Source organism: Halobacillus sp. AWH4_228, from assembly GCF_056158365.1.
Genome location: NZ_JBSWTE010000001.1, coordinates 1273109 through 1294129 on the forward strand (window position 1 = coordinate 1273109; position 21021 = coordinate 1294129).

Annotated in this window: 28 protein-coding genes; 17 read left to right on the forward strand and 11 right to left on the reverse strand. The window is 46.7% G+C overall.

Annotated elements, in window-relative coordinates; all coding sequences use genetic code 11:
• Window positions 1-71: 71 nt before the first annotated feature.
• From ACXADP_RS06250 to ACXADP_RS06260, 3 genes are all read left to right on the forward strand, one after another.
• On the forward strand, window positions 72-1598 hold the full coding sequence (locus ACXADP_RS06250) for a sodium-dependent transporter (protein WP_474969301.1): 1527 nt from the start codon (window positions 72-74) through the stop codon (window positions 1596-1598).
• 1 nt (window position 1599) lies between these two features.
• On the forward strand, window positions 1600-1698 hold the full coding sequence (locus tag ACXADP_RS06255; RefSeq protein WP_156896525.1) for a MetS family NSS transporter small subunit: 99 nt from the start codon (window positions 1600-1602) through the stop codon (window positions 1696-1698).
• Window positions 1699-2389: 691 nt separating this feature from the next.
• Window positions 2390-2635 carry a hypothetical protein gene (locus ACXADP_RS06260; protein WP_474971103.1) on the forward strand — a complete coding sequence of 82 codons (246 nt, stop codon included), beginning with the start codon at window positions 2390-2392 and terminating at the stop codon, window positions 2633-2635.
• 214 nt (window positions 2636-2849) lie between these two features.
• On the opposite strand, the gene ACXADP_RS06265 is transcribed toward ACXADP_RS06260, so the two are convergent.
• Entirely contained in the window at window positions 2850-3794 is a 945-nt protein-coding gene (locus ACXADP_RS06265; RefSeq protein ID WP_474971104.1) for a M23 family metallopeptidase, read from the reverse strand.
• A 74-nt stretch (window positions 3795-3868) separates the two neighbouring features.
• Window positions 3869-4492, reverse strand: a complete 624-nt coding sequence (locus tag ACXADP_RS06270; protein WP_474969299.1) for a YhcN/YlaJ family sporulation lipoprotein — start codon at window positions 4490-4492, stop codon at window positions 3869-3871.
• A gap of 136 nt (window positions 4493-4628) precedes the next feature.
• On the opposite strand from ACXADP_RS06270, the gene ACXADP_RS06275 reads away from it, so the two are divergent.
• Window positions 4629-4904 (forward strand): YutD family protein, encoded by a 276-nt coding sequence (locus tag ACXADP_RS06275; protein ID WP_027956430.1) that lies wholly within the window; start codon window positions 4629-4631, stop codon window positions 4902-4904.
• 34 nt (window positions 4905-4938) lie between these two features.
• Here ACXADP_RS06275 and ACXADP_RS06280 read toward each other — a convergent pair whose 3' ends face one another.
• Both ACXADP_RS06280 and ACXADP_RS06285 read right to left on the reverse strand, forming a co-directional pair.
• Window positions 4939-5229 carry a cytosolic protein gene (locus ACXADP_RS06280; RefSeq protein WP_474969298.1) on the reverse strand — a complete coding sequence of 97 codons (291 nt, stop codon included), beginning with the start codon at window positions 5227-5229 and terminating at the stop codon, window positions 4939-4941.
• Window positions 5230-5278: 49 nt separating this feature from the next.
• Window positions 5279-5545, reverse strand: a complete 267-nt coding sequence (locus ACXADP_RS06285) for a DUF3055 domain-containing protein (RefSeq protein WP_474969297.1) — start codon at window positions 5543-5545, stop codon at window positions 5279-5281.
• Window positions 5546-5679: 134 nt separating this feature from the next.
• Here ACXADP_RS06285 and hepT point away from each other — a divergent pair, with 134 nt between their 5' ends.
• Together hepT and ACXADP_RS06295 are read left to right on the forward strand one after the other, a co-directional pair.
• On the forward strand, window positions 5680-6135 hold the full coding sequence (gene hepT / locus ACXADP_RS06290) for a type VII toxin-antitoxin system HepT family RNase toxin (RefSeq protein WP_474971105.1): 456 nt from the start codon (window positions 5680-5682) through the stop codon (window positions 6133-6135).
• Entirely contained in the window at window positions 6135-6911 is a 777-nt protein-coding gene (locus ACXADP_RS06295) for a TIGR01457 family HAD-type hydrolase (protein WP_474971106.1), read from the forward strand. Before hepT ends, ACXADP_RS06295 begins: the two co-directional genes overlap by 1 nt.
• Window positions 6912-7426: 515 nt before the next feature.
• On the opposite strand, the gene ACXADP_RS06300 is transcribed toward ACXADP_RS06295, so the two are convergent.
• Window positions 7427-8986, reverse strand: a complete 1560-nt coding sequence (locus ACXADP_RS06300) for a hypothetical protein (protein WP_474971107.1) — start codon at window positions 8984-8986, stop codon at window positions 7427-7429.
• A 96-nt stretch (window positions 8987-9082) separates the two neighbouring features.
• Complete coding sequence (locus ACXADP_RS06305; protein WP_474969293.1) at window positions 9083-9595, reverse strand: phosphatidylglycerophosphatase A family protein; 513 nt, start codon at window positions 9593-9595, stop codon at window positions 9083-9085.
• Between the two features lie 172 nt (window positions 9596-9767).
• Here ACXADP_RS06305 and ACXADP_RS06310 point away from each other — a divergent pair, with 172 nt between their 5' ends.
• On the forward strand, window positions 9768-10736 hold the full coding sequence (locus ACXADP_RS06310) for a 2-hydroxyacid dehydrogenase (protein WP_474971108.1): 969 nt from the start codon (window positions 9768-9770) through the stop codon (window positions 10734-10736).
• Between the two features lie 46 nt (window positions 10737-10782).
• On the opposite strand, the gene ACXADP_RS06315 is transcribed toward ACXADP_RS06310, so the two are convergent.
• On the reverse strand, window positions 10783-11004 hold the full coding sequence (locus ACXADP_RS06315) for a NifU family protein (RefSeq protein WP_244713039.1): 222 nt from the start codon (window positions 11002-11004) through the stop codon (window positions 10783-10785).
• A 160-nt stretch (window positions 11005-11164) separates the two neighbouring features.
• Between ACXADP_RS06315 and ACXADP_RS06320 the strand changes: the two genes are divergently transcribed.
• The 3 genes from ACXADP_RS06320 (at window position 11165) to ACXADP_RS06330 (ending at window position 12302) form a co-directional block, all read left to right on the forward strand.
• On the forward strand, window positions 11165-11500 hold the full coding sequence (locus tag ACXADP_RS06320; protein ID WP_474971109.1) for a YuzD family protein: 336 nt from the start codon (window positions 11165-11167) through the stop codon (window positions 11498-11500).
• A gap of 66 nt (window positions 11501-11566) precedes the next feature.
• Window positions 11567-11797, forward strand: a complete 231-nt coding sequence (locus tag ACXADP_RS06325; RefSeq protein WP_027956440.1) for a YuzB family protein — start codon at window positions 11567-11569, stop codon at window positions 11795-11797.
• A gap of 145 nt (window positions 11798-11942) precedes the next feature.
• The gene (locus tag ACXADP_RS06330; RefSeq protein ID WP_474969290.1) at window positions 11943-12302 is read left to right on the forward strand and encodes a HesB/IscA family protein; all 360 of its coding nucleotides are present in this window, start codon (window positions 11943-11945) and stop codon (window positions 12300-12302) included.
• Window positions 12303-12458: 156 nt separating this feature from the next.
• Here the strand turns inward: ACXADP_RS06330 and ACXADP_RS06335 are convergent, their stop codons facing one another.
• Window positions 12459-13445 carry an NAD(P)/FAD-dependent oxidoreductase gene (locus ACXADP_RS06335; RefSeq protein WP_474969289.1) on the reverse strand — a complete coding sequence of 329 codons (987 nt, stop codon included), beginning with the start codon at window positions 13443-13445 and terminating at the stop codon, window positions 12459-12461.
• Between the two features lie 298 nt (window positions 13446-13743).
• Here ACXADP_RS06335 and ACXADP_RS06340 point away from each other — a divergent pair, with 298 nt between their 5' ends.
• From ACXADP_RS06340 to ACXADP_RS06350, 3 genes are all read left to right on the forward strand, one after another.
• Window positions 13744-14967 carry an NAD(P)/FAD-dependent oxidoreductase gene (locus tag ACXADP_RS06340; protein ID WP_474969288.1) on the forward strand — a complete coding sequence of 408 codons (1224 nt, stop codon included), beginning with the start codon at window positions 13744-13746 and terminating at the stop codon, window positions 14965-14967.
• A gap of 138 nt (window positions 14968-15105) precedes the next feature.
• A complete protein-coding gene (locus tag ACXADP_RS06345; protein WP_474969287.1) occupies window positions 15106-15423 on the forward strand; it encodes a YuiB family protein in 318 nt (105 codons plus the stop codon).
• 106 nt (window positions 15424-15529) lie between these two features.
• Window positions 15530-16153 (forward strand): 3D domain-containing protein, encoded by a 624-nt coding sequence (locus ACXADP_RS06350; RefSeq protein ID WP_474971110.1) that lies wholly within the window; start codon window positions 15530-15532, stop codon window positions 16151-16153.
• A gap of 40 nt (window positions 16154-16193) precedes the next feature.
• Here the strand turns inward: ACXADP_RS06350 and ACXADP_RS06355 are convergent, their stop codons facing one another.
• Window positions 16194-16676, reverse strand: a complete 483-nt coding sequence (locus ACXADP_RS06355; RefSeq protein ID WP_474971111.1) for a divergent PAP2 family protein — start codon at window positions 16674-16676, stop codon at window positions 16194-16196.
• 162 nt (window positions 16677-16838) lie between these two features.
• Here ACXADP_RS06355 and ACXADP_RS06360 point away from each other — a divergent pair, with 162 nt between their 5' ends.
• Both ACXADP_RS06360 and ACXADP_RS06365 read left to right on the forward strand, forming a co-directional pair.
• Window positions 16839-18314, forward strand: coding sequence for a leucyl aminopeptidase (locus ACXADP_RS06360; protein WP_474971112.1), 1476 nt, complete (start codon window positions 16839-16841; stop codon window positions 18312-18314).
• A 229-nt stretch (window positions 18315-18543) separates the two neighbouring features.
• Window positions 18544-18738, forward strand: a complete 195-nt coding sequence (locus tag ACXADP_RS06365) for a hypothetical protein (protein ID WP_474969284.1) — start codon at window positions 18544-18546, stop codon at window positions 18736-18738.
• A gap of 74 nt (window positions 18739-18812) precedes the next feature.
• Here the strand turns inward: ACXADP_RS06365 and deoD are convergent, their stop codons facing one another.
• Entirely contained in the window at window positions 18813-19523 is a 711-nt protein-coding gene (gene deoD / locus ACXADP_RS06370; RefSeq protein WP_027956449.1) for a purine-nucleoside phosphorylase, read from the reverse strand.
• Window positions 19524-19598: 75 nt separating this feature from the next.
• Window positions 19599-19982 carry a kinase-associated lipoprotein KapB gene (kapB, locus tag ACXADP_RS06375; protein WP_474971113.1) on the reverse strand — a complete coding sequence of 128 codons (384 nt, stop codon included), beginning with the start codon at window positions 19980-19982 and terminating at the stop codon, window positions 19599-19601.
• A 119-nt stretch (window positions 19983-20101) separates the two neighbouring features.
• On the opposite strand from kapB, the gene ACXADP_RS06380 reads away from it, so the two are divergent.
• Window positions 20102-20296 (forward strand): hypothetical protein, encoded by a 195-nt coding sequence (locus ACXADP_RS06380; protein ID WP_474969282.1) that lies wholly within the window; start codon window positions 20102-20104, stop codon window positions 20294-20296.
• Between the two features lie 88 nt (window positions 20297-20384).
• Window positions 20385-20954, forward strand: coding sequence for a superoxide dismutase family protein (locus tag ACXADP_RS06385; protein ID WP_474969281.1), 570 nt, complete (start codon window positions 20385-20387; stop codon window positions 20952-20954).
• Window positions 20955-21021 lie beyond the last annotated feature (67 nt).

Consider the following 21021-nt stretch of genomic DNA (forward strand, 5'->3'; position numbering starts at 1 on the left):
TAAAACAGAATAATCAGAAAAATAAAAAATGAGGGACATTTATCACCGTTCCTCTCAGGGAGGTCTTTCACATGGAAAATCGCGCACAATGGGGTACACGTGCCGGATTTATCCTGGCAGCCGTAGGTTCTGCCATTGGTTTGGGGAACATTTGGCGTTTTCCAGCTGTTGCTTATGAAAATGGAGGAGGAGCATTTTTTATTCCTTACTTGTTCGCTCTTCTAACCGCAGGTATTCCTCTATTGATCATGGAGTTTACCATCGGTCATAAGTACCGTGGATCTGCACCGTTGTCCTTTTTCCGGATGAGCAGAAAAGCAGAGTGGATCGGCTGGTGGGGTGTGCTGGTCGCGTTTGTTATTTCCACTTATTATGCGGTCATTATCGGCTGGGCCATTTCATACAGTGTGTTTTCGTTCAATTTATCATGGGGTGATGATACCGAAGGCTTTTTGTTCAGTGACTACCTTCAGTTATCTGTGAATCCCGGCGAGACCGGAAGCCTCGTCCCCGGTGTACTGATTCCTCTGCTTATTGTGTGGGCGATTACACTTGGAGTTCTATTCAAGGGAGTTAAAAAGGGAATTGAGACTGCGAACAAAATCTTCATTCCTACACTTGTCGTCCTTTTCATGATCATTGTTATACGAGCCCTTACACTTCCGGGAGCAGCACAGGGGCTGCAGGCTTTCTTCGAACCGAATTTCTCAGCGATTATGGACAGTTCGGTATGGGTCGCCGCCTATGGACAGATTTTCTTCAGTCTTTCTATTGCTTTTGCTATTATGATTACTTATTCCAGTTACCTTCCGAAAAAATCGGATATTACAAATAACGCGTTTATTGCCGGTTTCAGTAATTCAGGTTTTGAACTGCTTGCTGGTATCGGAGTATTCGCTGCCCTTGGCTTCATGGCTTCCCAGAGTGGAGTGCCTGTAAACGAAGTCGTTAGCGGCGGGGTGGGACTTGCCTTTGTTGTCTTCCCACAGATCATTAATGAATTTCCAGCATTGAATGGATTGTTCGGATTTTTGTTCTTCCTTTCACTCGTGCTGGCCGGATTGTCTTCCTTGATTTCCATTTCGGAGACATACGTAGCCGGGATCAGCGAGAAATTTGGAATTTCCAGAACGAAGGCAGTCGCTTTCGGCGGCGGAACAGCAGCCGTTATCTCTCTGTTGTTTGCTACGCAGGGCGGATTGTTCTTCCTGGATGCTGCTGACTATTTCATCAACCAGTTTGGTGTCGCTTTCGTCGGGCTTGTAGAAGTCGTAGTCATTGCCTGGTTCCTTCGTAAGCTCAATGATTTTCAGTCGCACGCTAATGAAATATCCGATATCCGTCTCGGAACATGGTGGAAAGTGTCCCTTGGACTTATTACACCACTCGTACTTGGATATATGATGTTCGACCTGTTTAAAACGAACCTGGCGAAAGAGTTCGACACAGAAACAGGAAACTACGAAGGATACGCAGATGGGTTCATTCTTTTCGGTGGCTGGTTTGTGGCAGCGTTCGCCCTCATTGTCGGAGTGTTGATGATGTTTAAACGCTGGAACGCCAAAGCTTTCGAAGAGGAAAAAAAGGAGGTAAGCTGACATGACAGCAGGTGCAGTAATTACCATGGTTATCGGAATGGTTGTCATCTGGGGAGGTCTGGCAGCGAGCATTACGAACGCTGTGAAAAAAGCTAAATAATCAAAGGCGCCGCATCTGCGGCGCCTTTTAGTTTGTGCCATGATCGAGCGTTTCACTTGCCCTTTCAAGAAGTGTGATCATTCCCTTTCCGCAGATAAAGGTATCCAAGTTTTTTTTCGTTATGCTGCCTGGCTCCCTATTAACTAATGTTTGCGCTTTTCTGATTTTTCTTTTAAGCTCTGTTAAAGTCTGTTGTTGATATTTTAAACGAGTACTAAATCGTTTCCGTCTGGAATTAGGGGTCCTGTCCGTTATTTACTCAGGGCATGGGATGGCAGGGAAAACCGTTCGCTTTCCGCGGGGAACGATGAGCCTCCTCGAACTTCGTTCTCCGGGGTCTCACCTTGTTCCTTTTCCCGCAGGAGTCTACCTGTTTTCCCTGCCATCCCTTTCGTAGTGGTGTAACGGACTTCGGTTATGTCCTTTCTAACTCCCCTGCTTTGCAGAGGCGGCCTTGGGAATGGCGAGACTCCTGTGGGATGAAGGTACATCGTGAGACCCCGGAAGGCGCAGCCTGAGGAGGCTCACGGTACCCCACGGAAAGGGAGTCATTCCCAAGGCCGCCTCATACAAATCCCAGGACAGAAAGGGGGGATAGGAGCTCACATGTTAAATAACAACACCAAGCTATAACAGAGCCTTCTTTTAAAATAATATCGCATTTGATTATAACTTTTGTAGGGGGGTCATATTGAATAAGATTGAGCGAATAATGAAGCCCATTCATATAGGGTTCACAACACTATGTTTAATTTATTTACTTTTAGTATTTATCACTGATATAGTTTTATCTCCACCAATTCTTTTTGCCTTTTTCATTGTCATTCCGTTGGGTAGGGCAATTTTCCGACAAAGTGAAGGACATAAAATTGATGCTATTGCCTCTCTTGGTTTGAGTTTGTTTTTCTTGGCAGCACTCGTTATTTCTTTAATTTGAAAAGAACGCCCTTCCATTGAATGAAGGGCGTTCTTCTTTTCAGCTCATCATTTGATCAGATGAAGTGGAGTGTTCGGTGGTGACGCCTGCGGGAAAAGCACGAGACGAAGATCCACTTGGACAGATGGTTTTCCTGTCCAAGTTAGCTGAGGCTGTGCCCGCGGCAAGCATCCACCGATAAACGGAACATGGTCATCCACAAGATGGGCTTTTTTTATTCTGCCATCCGTTCCCATCGTCTTAAGAACGGATAGGGGTCGAAGGACCATTCATTCTTCCCATTATCCTGGTACATCCCGTAGTGCAGATGCGGTGGAAACTTACCGGACGTGCCCGGCGGCCCGTAACCCGAAGCACCAACGGCTCCGATAACATCGCCAGGCTGAACGACGTCGCCGACTTTAATCTCTTTGGAAAAGTTCTGCAGGTGGGCGTAATAGTGATAAATGTTGTAAATATCACGGATTCCAATGCGCCAGCCTCCATACGTATTCCATCCCTTCATTTCGACGACGCCGTACGTCGTGGATTTGACAGGAACTCCGTAGCCGGCAAAGATATCGGTTCCTTCATGAATCCTCCGTCCACCAAATCCCCGCGCATCTCCCCATGTACTCCGGTAACTGTAGTTGTACTGTTTAGGAAGAGGGAAATCACGGTTCGTTAAATGCACCGTTTTGAACGTGCGGAATACTTCGGCGGAATGCATAATCGTCTGAACGGTTAAATCCCGCTTGTAGTATTGAAATAATGCAATCTTGATATCATCTTCTGTGGTTCCGAACGATTTTATATACCGGCCGAGCGACCATAGTACGTCCTCATCGTTATGGATGTCTGCTTTTTCATCTCCATTGCCGTCTGACCCCCATCCATCAGGGGAGACGGCAGAAGGGAAAGCGTCAGCGGAGCCTGACCAGAACATGGGATCAAATTCGATAGCTGTAACCCGGCCTTCATCAGGATCATCGTGTACCTGACGTTCATACTGGTCGACAGCCGCGAGATATTCCCACGGGATATCGGTAACGGCTGAAGTTTTTTTATAAAGGGCCATCCGCTCCTGGCTTTCTTTTTCATCTGGTTCTGCATGGACAGCTCCAGTTGAAAAAGAGAGAACGGCCATCAAGATTCCTGTCACGAGTGCTGTACCTTTCATATTCTCACCTACAACAAATTGATACTCTTAGGATGAACAAAGAATCTTCAGGTATGAATGGTAAATTCGGGAGGCTAATTTTCCATCCCGGTCTCTGCTTCTGTATTCGTATTTGGCCCTACATTCGGCTGATTTGGATTGGTTTCATCCACTTTTCCTTGAGGGGACTGCTTCATTTTTTTAATGATACTGCTGATGGTACTGTTATATCCTTCATCATAGACGGTGGAGTTGCTCAGACTTTGGACATCTCCAAAGGAAGCTGGATTATCGGACACATAAACGTGGTAAAAACTCGGGACAAGGGAATAGGCGGTTTTCTGAACCATGTCGGCGGCTGTTTGTCTATCGGTGTCATCCGCACGCTTATAGGCAACAAGCACTTCGTTGTCCGTTACAGCTGTGGCTACGTCATCAAACTGCTCGTATCGTAAAATCATGCGGGAAATCATATCCGCCATTTGTTCTCTGTTCACTTTAATCTGACGGTTTCTTTCCTCGTCCTGGTCCAGCTGGTTTTTCTCGAAGCGTACATAGCCGACCTGGCCGTCTTTCGGTTCGGTATTGTATCCGTCCATAGCATTTCCGCTGAGCGTATCACCGTCCATCAACTGTTGAGCTTCTTCTTCCTTCGTCTCCTGGCATCCGGCTAGAAGACCGCAGAGGAGAAGAGTGGCAGCCATTTGTTTAAGCTTCATCATAGATCCTCCTTGCCATATGGGTGTATTTTTATAGTGGGCACTTTTGTTGGAAACATACCTGTTCATTTTTTCAGGACGTTTCCTTCCTGTTGGAAAAATGTGATACACTAATGGGTAGATAGAGGTGATGGATGTGATTGAAATTTCAGGTAAAACGTTTGATATCCTGGAGAATCACCAGGAGGGCTTTCAGCAGGAAGAAGTGGAAGGCCGCTTCAGCGACATATTGAATAAATATGATTTTATCGTAGGGGACTGGGGATATGGTCAGCTCCGTCTGAAGGGATTTTACGACGATCAGAATTCCAAGGCGACCTTCGATACGAAAATCAGCACTTTGGAAGATTACTTATATGAATACTGCAATTTTGGCTGTGCTTATTTTGTTCTTAAGCGGATCCGACAGTAAAACCGGCGTGTTTACAAAACACACGCCGGTTTTTTTAATGATCTTCCTGGGAGGGTTTAATATCAGCGTTTGATTCGTCGTGCAGGGGATGGGCTCCATCCTCCTGACGGGGCAGATCTTCATGAAGGGACTTGTACTCGTAATTAAACGCACTGTAATACCTCTGCTTATTTGTCCATGGGGAACTTTTCTCATTGGAAACTGGCTCATGCTTATTCCGGGGGGATCCATAGGCTCCTTCCGGAAGCTGTTCCGGGACCAGATAGTTCCGCTGGGCTTCCACGTTGGCAAAATCGGAATAATCTTTCTTTTTCTTGTCATTCATCCTATTCGACCTCCTTAGGCTTAGAGTGAGCGTAAGGAACGGATTTATGCTACAGGAGATATGGAAGATAGTTTCTGAGCTCTTCGGCTTCCATCGCACTCAGCTGGAATAAATGCTCCAGGTATCCGTCCCTGTTGATGTTCTCTTCATCCAAAAGCCCCTGCCTGTTTTTAGGCAGGTTGATGACGAGAGATTGGTCTTGGAAATACTCTGCCTTCATAATAGCAAGCTCGAATCGATGACTGCCTGCGGTAAATGAAACGAATCGTGTGCTTGTATCCTGGGTAACATCTTCTAATAGTGGACGTTGGTACATCTTTTACACTCCTTTTGTTCGTGCTCTTCTGCATAGTTATCAGGTAGTATATCCATTACGCTGGAATTTATCGACCGAAAATAGTTGTGGTATGATAACGGTAGCATGGACTTTAACAGTCAGGAGGATTTTACATGTATTTTGTGGATCGGGAGAAAATCGAAAAGATCTTATCTTATATGGCAACGATACAAGCAGAAGTGAGAAAGCAGGGGTTTTCCTCATTCCGGGAGAAGCTTGTACTGGAGCGTTTGACACACCTTACTGTCGAGGCTGTACTAGATGTCGGCAATATGATGATTGATGGTTTTATTATGCGTGATCCGGGCAGTTATGATGATATTATCGATATTTTGCTGGATGAAAAGGTTCTTCCTGCTGAACATGAGGAAGCATTTAAACAGTTCATTCAGTTAAGGAAGATGATCGTCCACGAGTATACAGAGGTGGATCATGAGGCTGTCGAACGTGCGTGGGCGACGCATCAACATGCACTGGAAGCTTTCCCGGAGCGGATCCGCATGTACCTCGATCACGAACTGGGTCCTGTATCCGCTTTTTCAAAAAACACTACGAAAGGGGAAGCCTGATGAAACATTATCAGGGATACCTGGTGGATTTGGATGGGACGATGTATAAAGGGGAAGCGGCCGTGGACGGGGCTTCGCACTTTATTGACCATCTGATCGGTCTTCAGGTCCCTTTTTTATTTTTGACTAATAATTCCTCCCGTACGCAGGATCAGATTGCAGCGAAATTAAACAAGCTTGGTGTGAAAGCCCGGCCTGATCAAGTGTATACAAGCAGTTTAGCAACGGCTGACTTCATCAAGGAGAAGAAGGAGCAGGCACGAGTGTATGTAATCGGGGAGGAAGGTCTTCATAAGGCTCTTACAGACCGGGGCCATATCCTTGTGGAGGAGGAGGCAGATTTTGTAGTCATCGGCATCGACCGGGAAATTTCCTATTCCAAGCTTGCCAGGGCCTGCCTCGAAGTGAGGAAGGGAGCCGGTTTTGTGAGTACGAACAGCGACACAGCCATTCCGACGGATAAGGGGATGCTGCCTGGAAACGGAGCCATGACAAGTGTTGTTGCTGTTAGTACAGGTGTGGATCCCGTCTTTGTCGGTAAGCCGGAGCCGATCATTATGGAGCGGGCTTTAAAGGAGCTGCAGCTTCAGGCGGATCACGTATTGATGGTGGGCGACAACTATCACACCGATATCCTCGCCGGGATGAAAGCAGGGGTGGACACGTTGATGGTGGAAACCGGACTGAGCTCATTCCATGAGATAGAAGCTCATACCCATCAGCCTACCTATAAAAAGCTGAACTTACACGAGTGGTTAGTTGAACTTAAAGAATAAATAAAAATCACCACCTGCCTCATGGGGCAGGTGGTGATTTTTTTATAAGCTCTGTTAAAGTCTGTTGTTGATATTTTAAATGATTACTAAATCGTCTCCGTCTGGAATTAGGGTCCGGTCCGTTGTTTACTCAGAGCATGGGATGGCAGGGAAAACCGTCCGCTTTCCGCGGGGAACGATGAGCCTCCTCGAACTTCGTTCTCCGGGGTCTCACCTTGTTCCTTTTTCCCGCAGGAGTCTACCTGTTTTCCCTGCCATCCCTTTCGTAGTGGTGTAACGGACTTCGGTTATGTCCTTTCTAACTACCCTTCTTTGAAGAGGCGGCCTTGGGAATGGCGAGACTCCTGTGGGATGAAGGTACATCGTGAGACCCCGGAAGGCGCAGCCTGAGGAGGCTCACGGTACCCCACGGAAAGGGAGTCATTCCCAAGGCCGCCTCATGCAAATCCCATGACAGAAAGGGGTGATAGGAGCTCATATGTTAAATAACAACACCAAGCAATAACAGAGCCTTTTTATAAAACGTAAGGGCCGAAGAAAATAGTGATCAATGCGACGTGAACACTGATGAAGTAGGTGATCTGAACAGGGATTGACCAATCTCTCTGTTTCGCACCGGTTTTCAGAATTCCAAAGGCGATCAGGGCAAAACCAAGGATGAAAAGGATAGGACTGCAGGGGAAGCTTAAATAATCAGGGGCTCTGGCAAGGAGCTTTTCTGAAAATAAGGGACTGCGCACAAGAATGGCGGCTGCCAGGTAAATGGCGATACCCGTGAGCAGAATCCATGTACGATCCTGGTCCAGCGCGTCTCTTTTAACAAACATAAGAATGACAAGGAACAAAAGCGGCCATATATACCAGAAGGTCATAATGAGGAGTCCGAAAAAGCTGTAGGAAAGCATCCCCATTGTTTTTCCCAGTGCTCCTAAAAGGACACGGGAGTTCCATGTGTCAGCTTTCTCGATGATTTCAGGGTTCTGGGAAGATAAGAGAAGCTTGTGACTGTCCCCGCCTTTATCGACCCAGACTACACTGTCCTCTTGAATTTGGACCGGGTGGGTGGACAGATCCGGTGTGTTGCTGATCCGTGTGATTTCTTCAACCCCGGAAGTACCGAGCGGGGCTTTATAAATGTTAAACTGGCTGTTTTCACCGAATCTTGTATTGGTGTCCCCGACCGCTTTAAACAGCAGGGAGGTTCCCTCTTTCTGAGGATGCAGACTCATATCCGATATTTCTTTGAGAGGCTTCGAAGAGACGGGATCAATAAAAGAAAGGCTGGTGGTCTTTAAAGGTTCTTGAAAGGAAGTGGTTCCGTAATAATAATGGTTTTCCATCTGACCGGAAGCGGACTGTTTCTGGACTGTCGATATAAGAACAGTGGCTTCCTTGTTCTGTATTGTAAACTGGATGTCCTTAATACTTTCAGAACCGGACGGTAGAAAAGCGGCTTCTCCGATCTTTTTCACCTCATTGTCCACGTGTTCAAAGAAGTGCAGGTGACGGCCTTCCTCGTCTGTGTACTCTTCCATAAGGTAAGTGCCTTCATCCGTCTCTGACGTTCTCACCTTGGAATCACTGGAGGTGAGTGTCATCAGTTGCCTGCTTTCATAATTGGCTGGATCTATGGTGTAAAGGGCGTTCTCCTTTTGGTAAAGCGCAGCCGAGGATGTGGGGATAAAGCCGTCAATATCCGTTAGTTTTTCTTCTGTATCCCCGCGGTATAAGCTGTAGTAATCAGAATAGAGGAGTTTGTCATTTTCTATGTAAAAGCTTGTGAACTTATCCACGGGAATCGTGTACTGCTTCTCATCCATTTCAGTGTAGTTGTCATCATAGGTATGCCGGGTAATACCGCTTTCCGTGAGATAAGAGATTTGTATGCCATCGTCTGTCTTCTGGATATGGGGCTGCTTAACAGCGGTTGTTTCTCCAATCTCCCAATCTCTGCTCCAGTCCTGATCGGCAGGCTCCGTAACTTCCTGATAGTTTTCAAAGAATAAAAGCACAACTCCTGCTGCAATGATGATCAACGGCAGGATCCATACAAGTTTTAAACGCAGCGTCTTCACGTTATCCGCCTCCTTTTCCTATGTATACGTGATGGAGGGCAGAGAAGTTTCATTGGATTAAAAAAACACCAGGCAGCTGCCTGGTGTGGGTACGTTCTATTCGTCATCTTCGTTGTCGCCTACGATGCTGTGGGCCAGCCGGCTGGAAGCAGCTGCTGCAATGGCTCCTACAATATCATCGAGGAATGTATGGCATTCGCCGGAAGATTTATCATTCAGTTTCTGGAGAATTCCAGGTTTCTGCTTATCAATATAGCCGTAGTTGGTAAATCCGATCGATCCGTATACATTGACGATGGAAAAAGCAATGATTTCATCGATTCCATACAGGCTTTCGTCCACTTCGATGGTGGATTGAAGCGGCTCTGTAAGCATTTTCTTTTCAGCCAGGCGGTCCATCTCGATCCCTGTGATCACAGCGTTCTGGACTTCCCGTTTGGTGAGGACTTTGTTTACATTGAACCGGCATTCATCCATCGATAGGTCATCATGGTATTTCGACTGCAGATAATAGACAAGATCGGCGATATCGTCGATGGTGACGCCTCTTTCTGTCAGCCATTCCCGTGCTGTTTTTTCAAGACTGGATACTTTCTTCTCATTTGCCATAGCGAACTACCTCCCTGCTCTCTCTTTGGTCGCGATGTTACTATACCCGCGTTTATTGTTTCACAAACGACTGGTGTTATGTTCATTATATCAAAAGTCCGGGTTCTCCGTGAAAAAACGTGCCCTTTTTCTTATGTGTTACACTGGAAGAAAAAGGAGTGGAGATGCTGTTATGGGGAAACCGTCAATTTTTATTACCCGCCGTCTGCCGGCAGAAGTTGTTGAACCTTATCAGGAGCAGTTGGACATTGAGATGTGGCCGGAAGAGGATGAAGCTGTCGACAGGGAGACGCTTTTAGCTAAGTCGGGTCGCGTGGACGGGCTCGTAACGATGCTGACCGACCAGGTGGACGAGGAGCTTCTGGGCGCTGGAAATTCTCTTGGGATTGTTGCCAATATGGCGGTTGGCTACGATAATGTGGATGTGAAAGCTGCAGAGAACATGGGGACGGCCATCACGAACACCCCGGATGTTTTGACAGAAACGACGGCCGATCTTACGTTCAGTCTGCTCATGGCCGCTGCCCGCCGGATTGTGGAGGCAGGGAACTATATTAAGGAGGACGCTTGGAACCATTGGTCTCCTTTACTGCTTGCCGGAACGGATGTGCATCATAAAACAATCGGAATCGTAGGGATGGGGCGTATAGGAGAAGCCGTGGCACGGAGAGCCAGAGGTTTTCAAATGGACATTCTTTATCACAACCGCTCCAGAAAAAAGGATGTAGAAAGTGAAATCGGCGCAAGGTATACATCGTTTGATGAGCTTTTGGAGAATGCGGATTATGTGGTCAGCCTGGCTCCGCTGACGGATGAAACCCGGCATATGTTCAATGCGGAGGCTTTTCAAAAGATGAAGGACACCGCAATCTTTATCAATGCATCCCGGGGGGCACTGATGGATGAAAAAGCACTCGAAAAAGCGCTCAGAGAAGAGCAGATCGCCGGTGCCGGTCTTGATGTGTTTGAACAAGAGCCGATCAGAGCCGACCACCCGCTCGTTTCCATGCCCGGCGTTGTCTGTCTTCCTCATATCGGCTCGGCAACGAAAGAGACCCGTTATAAGATGATGCGTCTCTGTCTGGATAATGTTGTCCGTTACTTCGAGGAGAAGCCGCTGCTCAGTCCGGTTTCCAGATAAAAGAAGCCCGTACACGACAACGTGTACGGGCTTCTGATTATCTGTTTTAGAAAACCTGCTCCACTTCATAAATGCCAGGGACTTCCTGAGAAAGCGCACGCTCAATACCTGCTTTCAAAGTGATGGTTGAACTTGGGCAGTTCCCGCAGGCACCCATAAGACGCAGACGTACAATACCATCCTCTACATCCACCAGCTCAACGTCTCCACCGTCACGAAGTAAAAATGGGCGAAGTTTGTTCAGTACTTCTTGAACCTGTTCATGCATGTTCAATCTTCCCCTTTCTTATAGTATCATTATAAAACGAAGTGACGAAAAAATCTATGGTCTCTGCTTATGTTCCTTTGGATTGAGAACTATTATCATTTTATCTTTTTCCACTTCTTTTGTAAAATGAAAGTACGTATAAAAAAGGGGAGAGGGCCTCATGAATCAACCGGTTGTTCGCGTTTATGTATACGGGGCGGAAGTGAAATGTGCAAGCTGTGTGAACGCTCCCGGCTCAAAAGAGACCTATGAGTGGCTGGAGGCCGCTTTAACAAGAAAATATGGGGAGAAGAGCCTGCAGTTTCACTATTTTGATATCCATACAGAAAACCAGGAAGGTGTGGATATGGAAATCGTCCAGCAGCTGTTGAATGATGACTTGTTTTACCCGCTGGTGCTGGTGGAAGACCGAATCGTGGCGGAAGGAAATCCAAGGTTGAAGACGATTTGCAAATCTCTGGAAGAACATGGTCTTCAACAGGTCAGTAACTCCTAACGCAGAACCACCAGCGTATGATAAAATCGTAAGGCACAGGGTTCTTCCGAAAAAGAGGTGACGTGGATGAATCCATTGATCGAATTTTGTATCAATAATTTAGCCGAAGGCTCCCAGAAAGCTAAGGATGAACTGGAAAAAGATCCGGATCTTGATGTGATGGATTACGGCTGTTTGAGAAACTGCGGTCTTTGTTCGCAGAGCAATTATGCCCTTGTTGAAGGAGAACGTGTCATTGCCGATTCGCCTGAAGAATTAGTCGATAAAATTTATCAACACTTGGACGAAACCCTGTAACAAGTGAAAAGGCATGACTATTTCAATACAATGAGAGGCACCCGGTAAAGGGTGTCTTTTTACTTGGATGAGCAGGTGCTGCTGTTTGATAAAAAGCAGGCCGGTTTAGTATACTGAAAAGAAGAAGAGAAAGGAGAGGCTTGGTATGATTCTGAACATTACAGAAGCTGCGGGTCATCAGATCAAAGAGATGATGAAGGAAGAGGGTGGAGATGTCCGTCTCCGCTTCGGTGTAAAAGGCGGCGGCTGCAGTGGATTGTCATATGCGATGGGCTTCGAGGATGAGATTAATGAAGAACTTGATCTTCTTGAAGATTCCAGCGGTATTCCTGTTGTCATCAACCGTCAGGATGCGGCGATTGTAGAAGGTACGACCATTGATTATAAACAAAATATGATGGGCGGAGGCTTCACGATCGATAATCCGAATGCCATCGTTTCTTGTGGCTGCGGGTCTTCCTTTAAAACGGCGGCGAACGCTGGAACACCAGACCCGAACTGCTGATAGATTCCAACCTTCCGGCTCACGGAAGGTTTTTTTATGGGAACAACCACTCTCAATCACAACCGGAAGTGGGAGGGCATCAGAACTTTTTTCAGTTTTGACTGGATGAAAAAAAGGCTGCAGAAAAACACAGGGTTTCTCTGCAGCTTTAGTTCTTTAGGAAAACATGCTCGTCGAATGTTTCGGCTGCACACGCGCTCCTGGATCGATATAGGCTTTCGCATTGTTGACAGCTGTCGGTCCTTCACCAAAACCGGATGCAATCAGTTTTACTTTACCCGGATAGGTGCAGATATCGCCGGCTGCATAGATGCCTTTGATGTTCGTTTCCATTTTGGAGTTTACAACGATGCTGTTTTTGTCGATTTCAAGCTCCCAGTCTTTGATGGGGCCAAGGGAGGAAATGAACCCGTAGTTGACGATGACATCATCAACGTCAATCGTCTCTGTACGTTCGCCTTTAACTTCTTGAAGCTCGACCTTTTCAATGCGCTCCTCCCCGATAAACTGCTCAGGAGTGAAGGGGGTCATGACGTTGACGTTGGATTCGTTCAACTGGGACACACTGTGTTCGTGAGCTCTGAATTTATCTCTTCTATGGACAAGAGTGACCTGTTTGGCAATCGGCTCCAGCATGAGTGCCCAGTCGACAGCAGAATCACCGCCGCCGGCAATCATTACGTTCTTGTCACGGAAGTTGTCCATGTTACTGACGTGATAATGCAGGTTGGTATCTTCAAACCGTTCGGAATCGTCCACTTTAAGTTTCCGTGGCTGGAATGCTCCGTTACCAGCTGTGACAATCACGGTTTTCGTGTAGTGGACATCTTTGTTCGTGGTCAGTTTTAAAGACTCGTCTTCCATCCGTTCTATATGGATGACTTCCTCCTCAAGCGCAATGGTCGGATTGAATGCCATGGCCTGCTCTTCCAGGTTGTCAATCAGCTCCTGTGCACGGACTTTAGGAAAGCCGGCCACGTCAAAAATGTATTTTTCCGGATAAAGGGCGGTCAGCTGCCCTCCGAGGTGCGGGAGGCTTTCGATGATTTTGACACTCGCTTCACGCATTCCACCGTAAAAAGCTGTGAACAGACCGACGGGGCCGCCGCCAATGACTGTAATATCGTATATTTTATCGCTCATAATAAACCTCCTGAAAAAAATTTCACTAAAATTTATTCTATCATAAAAAAATTTGCAATGGGAACACTGAACATATGTAAACCTTTCCAAAGGCGGCAATTGTTCAATAATTTTGATAACTTGATTTTGGGTTGAAAATAAGGGGAAAAAGGTCTAAGATGATGATAGACCATATAGTTATGATTTGTGACACTTTTCGCCTGATTTCAACAGGTTTTTTTAATGTCTTTTTGTGTGAAACAGGTCACAATGATATAGGTGACGGATGGAAAAAAATACGAGATGGAAGTGATTATTCATGAAGAATCCGAACATTGTCATTATCGGTGCCGGTTACGGGGGCATCATGACAGCTGTCAAACTTCAGAAGAGCCTTGGGGCGAACGATGCCAACATCACACTTGTGAACAAGCACAGCTACCACTATCAAACAACTTGGCTGCATGAAAACGCAGCAGGTACGCTTCACCATGACCGCACACGTATCGCAATCAAAGATGTTGTGGATACAAGCAAAGTCAACTTCATTCAGGATACAGTGACAGATATTAAAGCGGCCGATAAAAAGGTGATCCTTGAAGACGGCGAACTTTCTTATGACTACCTTGTCATTGGGCTTGGATTCGAAGCGGCTACGTTCGGTATCCCTGGACTTAAAGAGCATGCGTACACAATCAACAGCATCAACAGCTCTCGTCTGATCCGCCAGCATATCGAATACAACTTTGCGAAGTACAACAACGAACCTGAAAAACAGCAGAAGCGCTTGAACATTGTTGTCGGCGGTGCCGGGTTTACAGGGATTGAATTTGTTGGTGAACTGGCGAACCGTATCCCTGAACTATGCAAGGAATACGATGTTCCACGTGACAAAGTGCGTATTGTCAACGTAGAAGCTGCCCCGACAGCTCTTCCAGGTTTCGATCCTGAACTTGTTGAATATGCGATGAACTCTTTGGAAGCGCGCGGTGTCGAGTTCAAAATCGGTGCGATGATCAAAGAAGTAACCGAAAATAAATTGGTTTTCGAAAAAGACGAACAGCGTGAAGAAATTGATACGAACACCGTCGTATGGGCGGCCGGTGTACGCGGAAACTCACTGGTTGAAGAAGCCGGTTTCGAAGCGAACCGCGGACGTATCCCGGTTCGTGATGATCTTCGTCCAGAAGGATATGATGATGTATTCATTGTAGGGGACTGTGCTCTCATTATGAATGAGGAAACGGAGCGCCCTTATCCTCCGACAGCGCAGATTGCCATCCAGGAAGCGGAGCATACAGCGAAAAACCTTACCCGTCTCGTGAAAGGTGACGATCACCTTGAGCCATTCAAGCCTAACATTCAAGGTACGGTTGCTTCCCTTGGGCACAATGATGCCATCGGTGTTGTCTTTGATGATAAGAAACTCTTCGGCTGGTCAGCGACTGCCATGAAGAAAGTCATCGACAACCGCTATCTTCTAAAATTAGGCGGCCTTCCGCTCGTTCTGAAGAAAGGGAAGTTGAACTTCTTTAACTTCTAAAAGATATAGGAAACGCGAAAGCAGTTCATGCTTTCGCGTTTTTCGTACATCCGGATATGCTTGCGCTTTCATAGGAAGCGGTTTAAAATGAATAATGGATTTGCACGTCCCTTTTAAGGGGAGTAGGGGGAAGCGACGTTGAATATTGTCCAATTTGCTGTATCCATTCTTTTGTTTTTTGTACTGTTTTTCGGGATATCCTTTCTATTAAATATGATTCTGCGCTCATCCTGGATCATGTCCATCGTGTATCCTGTCATCGTGTTGTTTATCGTGGATAACTTTCCGTGGACGGAGTATTTCTCACAGCCTGGCACAGCCTTTCCAACTGTGTTTAAACAGCTCGGCCGTCTAGGTGTCGTGGACGTTGTGATCCTGACCAGCGGTTTTGCCGGGACCATTGCAGCCGGCATTGTCATAAAGAAATTGAGGAAAAGCGGTTATCAAATGTTCTGAGAAGAGAAGAAGGGGCATCGATCTTTGGATCGATGCCCCTTCTTTTGATTCAATTATTTGAATAAAATGACCGGTCTTGGACATGCTTACATCTAGAGGTGATGACATGTTTTCAGGACGTACGAAAAGACTGTTTCTTCCTTTCTTATTCGCAGGGGCTGTGGTGAGTACGGCTTCTTATGTAACAAATCTATCTTTAGTTGATTTGGGGAAATGGATGACAGCTGAAATAAAAGACAGGAACACAACTGCAGATCCAGATCCACAGGTGAAAAGCGCGGCTGTTGAGGCGGTCCAGACGCTGGAGCAGTCGATTGATTTGTCCCAGTATCAAAGCCGTCAGGTTACCGCTACGGGCTATACAGCCGGGTTTGAATCGACGGGGAAAACGCCTGAACATCCGGCCTATGGCATTACGTTCTCCGGGGTGAATGTAACGAGGGACCTGTATTCCACGATTGCTGCTGATTTGAACGTGTTTCCTTTAGGGACCATCCTTTTTATTCCCGGGTACGGGTATGGAGTGGTGGCTGATATTGGAGGGGCTATTAAAGGGGAGGAACTGGATCTTTATTTCTCAAGCGTGGAGGATGTGTATGACCAATGGGGAAAGAAAACCTTGGACGTGTACGTGATCAAAGAAGGAGAAGGCCAGCTGACGGAAGAAGAACTGGCCACTTTGAATGAAAATGAAGCTCAGCAGGTATTCCGGTCTGCAATCAAACCATAAAAAAACACTTCCGTTTTGATGGCGGAAGTGTTTTTGTTATTTAATAGATCAGAGAATGAAGCAGGAATGTAAGCAGGATACCGGTCAGGCCCCCGAAGAACACTTCAATGGGCTGGTGTCCGAGCAGCTCTTTCAATTCCTCTTTTTTCTGATACCCTTCTTTCTGCTGCCAGCTTTTCGCTTCACTGACGAAGCGGTTAAAATCATTCAATAAGATGTTTAACATGATGGCCTGCTCCCCTGTCTGCCGTCGGACACCTGTACTGTCGAACATGACGATGATGGAGAAAACGCAGGCGACAGCGAAAATGGATGAATCGAAGCCCTGCTCAATCCCTACGCCCGTAGCCAGAGCTGTTACAGCGGCAGAGTGGCTGCTCGGCATACCTCCTGTACTGAAGGCAAGGGTGGCATTGAACTGTCTGGAAGCAATAAATTGTATGGGGACTTTTACCGCCTGGGCAAAAACGATTGCAGCGATGGAGGCCCAGAGGGGGAAGTTCTGCAGTAAATCTAACAGCATTGTAACATCCTTTCTCATCCGGCAGGGTATCGAGATGATTGATCTTTATGTAAGTCATTTGTTGCTTATAAACAAAAACATTATATCATACATTCTGATAGAACGTCCCTTCATAAGGAAGGACGGATGCAGATCTTGTATACTGGAGAAGGAGGTGGCGTTATGTTGACAATAACACAGAAGTGGAAACCCATAGACCCCCTTGTCGTCGGGGTGTTCGCGGATGAGGATCAAAGCATTCTGGCAGAGAAGATAAAAGATGCAGCAGGATTACATACAGCGGATTATTTAAAAAGTGGTCTCGTTCAACCCCCGCCGGGCCGAGTGGACCATTTGATTGTTCCCTATGAGAATCAAATGGTCCGGGTCTTATGTATCGGTCTTGGATCCAGAAAGATGATGACAAAAGCCGACAGGAGAAACTTGTGGGGGCAGGCTTTTCAGCAGATTGAGGCGCAAGGGGTGGAGCAGTGCTCCCTTTTGCTGGAGACCCTAATTCCTGATCGTCAGAAATATAAAGAGTGGACGGCGTTGTTAGCAGAAGCGATCGGCTTATCAACTTATAAGCAGGAAAATTATAAAACCGGATCGGATGAAGTCAAACGGCTGAAGAGCCTGTCTGTTTTTTCTGCTCTGTTTGATCAAAATACGATGGAAGCAGCGATTGTGGAAGGGATGGCTTATGCAGAAGGGGCCAATACAGCAAGAAAGCTGGTTCATCTTCCCTCCAACATTCTTACAGCATCCGAACTCGCCGCACAAGCCTTGAAAATGGCAGAGCGGTTTGGTTTCGATGCCAGAATCCTAGAGAAAGAGGATATGGAAAATCTGGGGATGGGAGCGCTCCTCGCTGTAAACCAGGGTTCCGTAGAGCCGCCAAAGCTGATTGTTCTAAAGTATCAAGGATTGGAGGAGTGGAAGGATGTGACCGCTCTTGTAGGAAAAGGCATAACGTATGATACAGGAGGCTATTCCATTAAATCGAAAACAGGCATGCCTGGTATGAAAGGGGATATGGGAGGCGCTGCTGCTGTTCTCGGAGCTTTGGAAACCATAGGGCGCATCAAGCCTGAGAAGAACGTCATGGCCGTGATTCCATCTACCGATAACATGATATCCGGTGGAGCATTTAAACCTGATGATGTGATTACTTCCATGAGTGGTCAAACCATTGAAGTACTGAATACAGATGCCGAAGGGCGTCTGGCCCTGGGCGATGCTGTAACGTATGCCCGCTCAGAAGGGGCAGACAGGGTTATTGATGTGGCTACGCTTACCGGAGGAGTAGTCACGGCCCTCGGATCATGGATGACAGGGGCAATGACGAATGACGAGTCCTTTTATAAACAAATCGAAAAGGCGGGTCAGGAGACGGGAGAATGGATCTGGCTTCTGCCGTATAACGAAGATTATAAAGCTCAGGTAAGGAAAAGCAGGATTGCTGACTTGAATAATTCTCCAACACGCAAAGCTCACGCGATCATGGGAGGTGCGTTCGTCGGAGCATTTGCAGAGGGGATTCCGTGGGTGCATCTCGATATTGCCGGAACGTCTGTAGCAGAATCCGGGCACGCCCTTGGGCCTGAAGGACCTACAGGAGTCATGGCGAGGACACTGGCTTATTATGTGAATCATTAAAAAAGGGGCCTGTTCATGTTAGCTGAGGCCGTTCCCGCGGCAGGCACTATCGATAAGCGCAGCGGGATCGTGTGAACGAAATACGGGCAGCAACTCTAGATCAAAGGTTGAAGTCTGGGCTGAAGCCCAGACTTTTTTTGTGCGGATGGATATTGTATAGGAAGCGGTTTTTCAAGGAGGGCTTCCTATCTCTATTGCTGTATCAATAAGAAACAAGACCCGGCAGCTGATGCAGATCGTCCGAACGCCTCTGCTGCTGTCCAAAGTGGATAAGCATATAGGTACGATGCTGCTGCTTTATACAGCCTCCCATGTATACTACGGGAAGGTGGACAGGGTGCAGGGGCGGGAAATCTATATGACCATCGGTGACCGTGTCCTGATCATCGACGGCCGAACCCTTGTTCATGTTTGTTCCACGTGAAGAATTTCTCGTCCACATCTCAACTGTGGATATAAAAAAAGCACATACGCTTGGAAGCGCATGTGCTTTTTTTATTAATCCTGGATGGCTGCTTCAAGAGCCACTTCAATCATTTCGTTAAAGGTGGTCTGACGTTCCTCGGCCGTCGTTTCTTCTCCGGTAAGGATATGATCACTGACAGTAAGAACGGACAGCGCCTGTCGGTTGTATTTCGCGGCAAGCGTATAAAGAGCGGTTGTTTCCATTTCTACAGCAAGCACGTTGTACTCAGCGAGCAGATTGAATAGATCCATCGCATTGTCACGGTAGAAACTGTCACTTGTAAAGACGTTTCCGACTTTCAAGTCCAACCCTTTTGCTGTTCCTGCATCATAGGCATTCTTCAACAAATTGAAGTCCGCTGTCGGTGCATAATCAATGCCGCCGAATACCATACGGTTCATCTGGGAGTCCGTTGTCGATGTGGAAGCAAGAATCACGTCACGCACGTTTACATCGTTCTGCAGTGCTCCGCATGAGCCGACGCGGATCAATTTCTGCACGCCGTAGCTATCCATCAGTTCATTGACGTAGATGGAGATGGAAGGTACCCCCATCCCTGTTCCCTGAACAGAAATGCGCTCTCCTTTATATGTACCTGTGTATCCGTACATGCCACGTACTTCGTTATAGCAGACGGCATCCTCCAGAAAGTTTTCAGCAATATATTTGGCGCGGAGCGGGTCTCCTGGCAGCAGGATCTTATCCGCGATATCTCCCTGTTGTGCTCCAATATGTGTTGTCATAGGTTTTTCCTCCTTCATTTCTTTCAACATTTTAAAATTACCACACCACGAAAGCGAATACAAATGTGGCTGATTTTACCCGAAATACTGTTTTTCGAGATCACTCAGCTGATCTGCGGCATGGCTGTTAAAATCGGTATCCCGCCGATTTAACTTTTGTTTCAGCTTTTCAACGGATTGTTTGAGAGAATCATTATAATCCGGTATTTCTGTCTCTTCATAAGGGTGGACCGCTTCTTTCTGAACGTTGGCTTTTTCAAGATAACTCAACGCTTTCCGCTGATGGAAAAAAACATTTTCTGTTTGACCAGGATTGTGAAGATCGCCCTGCATCGGGTGTTTTTCAACGGCGAGCATTTGAACCAGATAAAAATTCCCCCGGTCCTCTTTCACTTCTCCGATGTATATGCCTGTTTTATAATGCGCTCTCACTATAGAGCCGATTTGAATATCAGACATCTTATTCCCTCCTAAATTCATCTCCTTTTCCATTGTAACAAAAATTATGAAGATCTTATGAAAACGGATGCGGATTTCCAAATGTTTGATATACTTAGGGAAGAAGGGTGGGGTCCACCATGATGGAATTTCTGTACTTCCCAGAAGATAAGTCTGAATATATTCCTGCTGTCCTGATGCTTCTGCTGTTCATTGTGGCTGCAGCGGTTACTATGATCTGGATTATTAAAGCCTCTCAAAAAGAAGAGCATACATTTGATCAGAATTACTCTATAAATGAAAAGGAAGATCGCGAATCGAAAGAGCCGCATTAGGTGCCTGCCTGATGCGGCTTTATTATATTTTCAGCAGCATGGGGGACACTAGAAAAAGCAGATTTCATCAAATGGAGGTTTTGGACCCATGAAGCGTGCCTTTATGTGTGCCGGGACGATCGCTGTTGTTTTGACGGCGTGTTCCGGAGAGGAACGATCGCCGCTGGAAACATCAATCTATAACAAAGATAATGACAAAATCGGGACAGCTGTATTGACCGAACAGCCTGAAGGCGTACAAGTGAAATTGAAAGTAGAAGGGATTGAACCAGGGATGCACGGGATAGCTGTTCATGAATTTCCAAAATGTGATGCGCCTGAGTTCAAGAGTGCCGGGAATCATTTCAATCCCTTGTCCAAGGAGCATGGTCTCATGAATCCAAAAGGGGCGCATGTGGGGGATATGCCGAATGTGGAGGCTGACCAGAGCGGTATGATTGATGTTGAGGTCATGCTGCCGGAGGCGAAGCTGAAAGAAGACCAGAAGTCGCTTCTGAGGGATGAAGGGACCTCCTTGATCATCCAGAGCGGACCAGATGATGGGATGACCCAGCCGGCAGGAGATGCCGGGGAACGTGTGGCCTGTGGTGTGATTACCATAGACGCAGACAAAGATGAAACGAGTGATCCTGCCGAACCGGATAAACAGCAGGAATAACCGAACCTTCGATAACTGGACGGGACGGCCATCCTGGTGTTTTCAGATACCTCTATGCAGACAGAAG

Coding starts and splice junctions, on each gene's coding strand:
- ACXADP_RS06295 (WP_474971106.1), top strand. CDS start 6,135: ATGAAACATTATCAGGGATACCTGGTGGATTTGGATGGGACGATGTAT.
- ACXADP_RS06320 (WP_474971109.1), top strand. CDS start 11,165: ATGAATCAACCGGTTGTTCGCGTTTATGTATACGGGGCGGAAGTGAAA.
- hepT (WP_474971105.1), top strand. CDS start 5,680: ATGTATTTTGTGGATCGGGAGAAAATCGAAAAGATCTTATCTTATATG.
- ACXADP_RS06270 (WP_474969299.1), bottom strand. CDS start 4,492: ATGAAGCTTAAACAAATGGCTGCCACTCTTCTCCTCTGCGGTCTTCTA.
- ACXADP_RS06335 (WP_474969289.1), bottom strand. CDS start 13,445: ATGAGCGATAAAATATACGATATTACAGTCATTGGCGGCGGCCCCGTC.
- ACXADP_RS06340 (WP_474969288.1), top strand. CDS start 13,744: ATGAAGAATCCGAACATTGTCATTATCGGTGCCGGTTACGGGGGCATC.
- ACXADP_RS06280 (WP_474969298.1), bottom strand. CDS start 5,229: ATGAATGACAAGAAAAAGAAAGATTATTCCGATTTTGCCAACGTGGAA.
- ACXADP_RS06385 (WP_474969281.1), top strand. CDS start 20,385: ATGAAGCGTGCCTTTATGTGTGCCGGGACGATCGCTGTTGTTTTGACG.
- ACXADP_RS06355 (WP_474971111.1), bottom strand. CDS start 16,676: ATGCTGTTAGATTTACTGCAGAACTTCCCCCTCTGGGCCTCCATCGCT.
- ACXADP_RS06330 (WP_474969290.1), top strand. CDS start 11,943: ATGATTCTGAACATTACAGAAGCTGCGGGTCATCAGATCAAAGAGATG.
- ACXADP_RS06360 (WP_474971112.1), top strand. CDS start 16,839: ATGTTGACAATAACACAGAAGTGGAAACCCATAGACCCCCTTGTCGTC.
- ACXADP_RS06365 (WP_474969284.1), top strand. CDS start 18,544: ATGCAGATCGTCCGAACGCCTCTGCTGCTGTCCAAAGTGGATAAGCAT.
- ACXADP_RS06325 (WP_027956440.1), top strand. CDS start 11,567: ATGAATCCATTGATCGAATTTTGTATCAATAATTTAGCCGAAGGCTCC.
- ACXADP_RS06305 (WP_474969293.1), bottom strand. CDS start 9,595: ATGGCAAATGAGAAGAAAGTATCCAGTCTTGAAAAAACAGCACGGGAA.
- kapB (WP_474971113.1), bottom strand. CDS start 19,982: ATGTCTGATATTCAAATCGGCTCTATAGTGAGAGCGCATTATAAAACA.
- ACXADP_RS06310 (WP_474971108.1), top strand. CDS start 9,768: ATGGGGAAACCGTCAATTTTTATTACCCGCCGTCTGCCGGCAGAAGTT.
- deoD (WP_027956449.1), bottom strand. CDS start 19,523: ATGACAACACATATTGGAGCACAACAGGGAGATATCGCGGATAAGATC.
- ACXADP_RS06265 (WP_474971104.1), bottom strand. CDS start 3,794: ATGAAAGGTACAGCACTCGTGACAGGAATCTTGATGGCCGTTCTCTCT.
- ACXADP_RS06380 (WP_474969282.1), top strand. CDS start 20,102: ATGATGGAATTTCTGTACTTCCCAGAAGATAAGTCTGAATATATTCCT.
- ACXADP_RS06250 (WP_474969301.1), top strand. CDS start 72: ATGGAAAATCGCGCACAATGGGGTACACGTGCCGGATTTATCCTGGCA.
- ACXADP_RS06255 (WP_156896525.1), top strand. CDS start 1,600: ATGACAGCAGGTGCAGTAATTACCATGGTTATCGGAATGGTTGTCATC.
- ACXADP_RS06285 (WP_474969297.1), bottom strand. CDS start 5,545: ATGTACCAACGTCCACTATTAGAAGATGTTACCCAGGATACAAGCACA.
- ACXADP_RS06350 (WP_474971110.1), top strand. CDS start 15,530: ATGTTTTCAGGACGTACGAAAAGACTGTTTCTTCCTTTCTTATTCGCA.
- ACXADP_RS06315 (WP_244713039.1), bottom strand. CDS start 11,004: ATGCATGAACAGGTTCAAGAAGTACTGAACAAACTTCGCCCATTTTTA.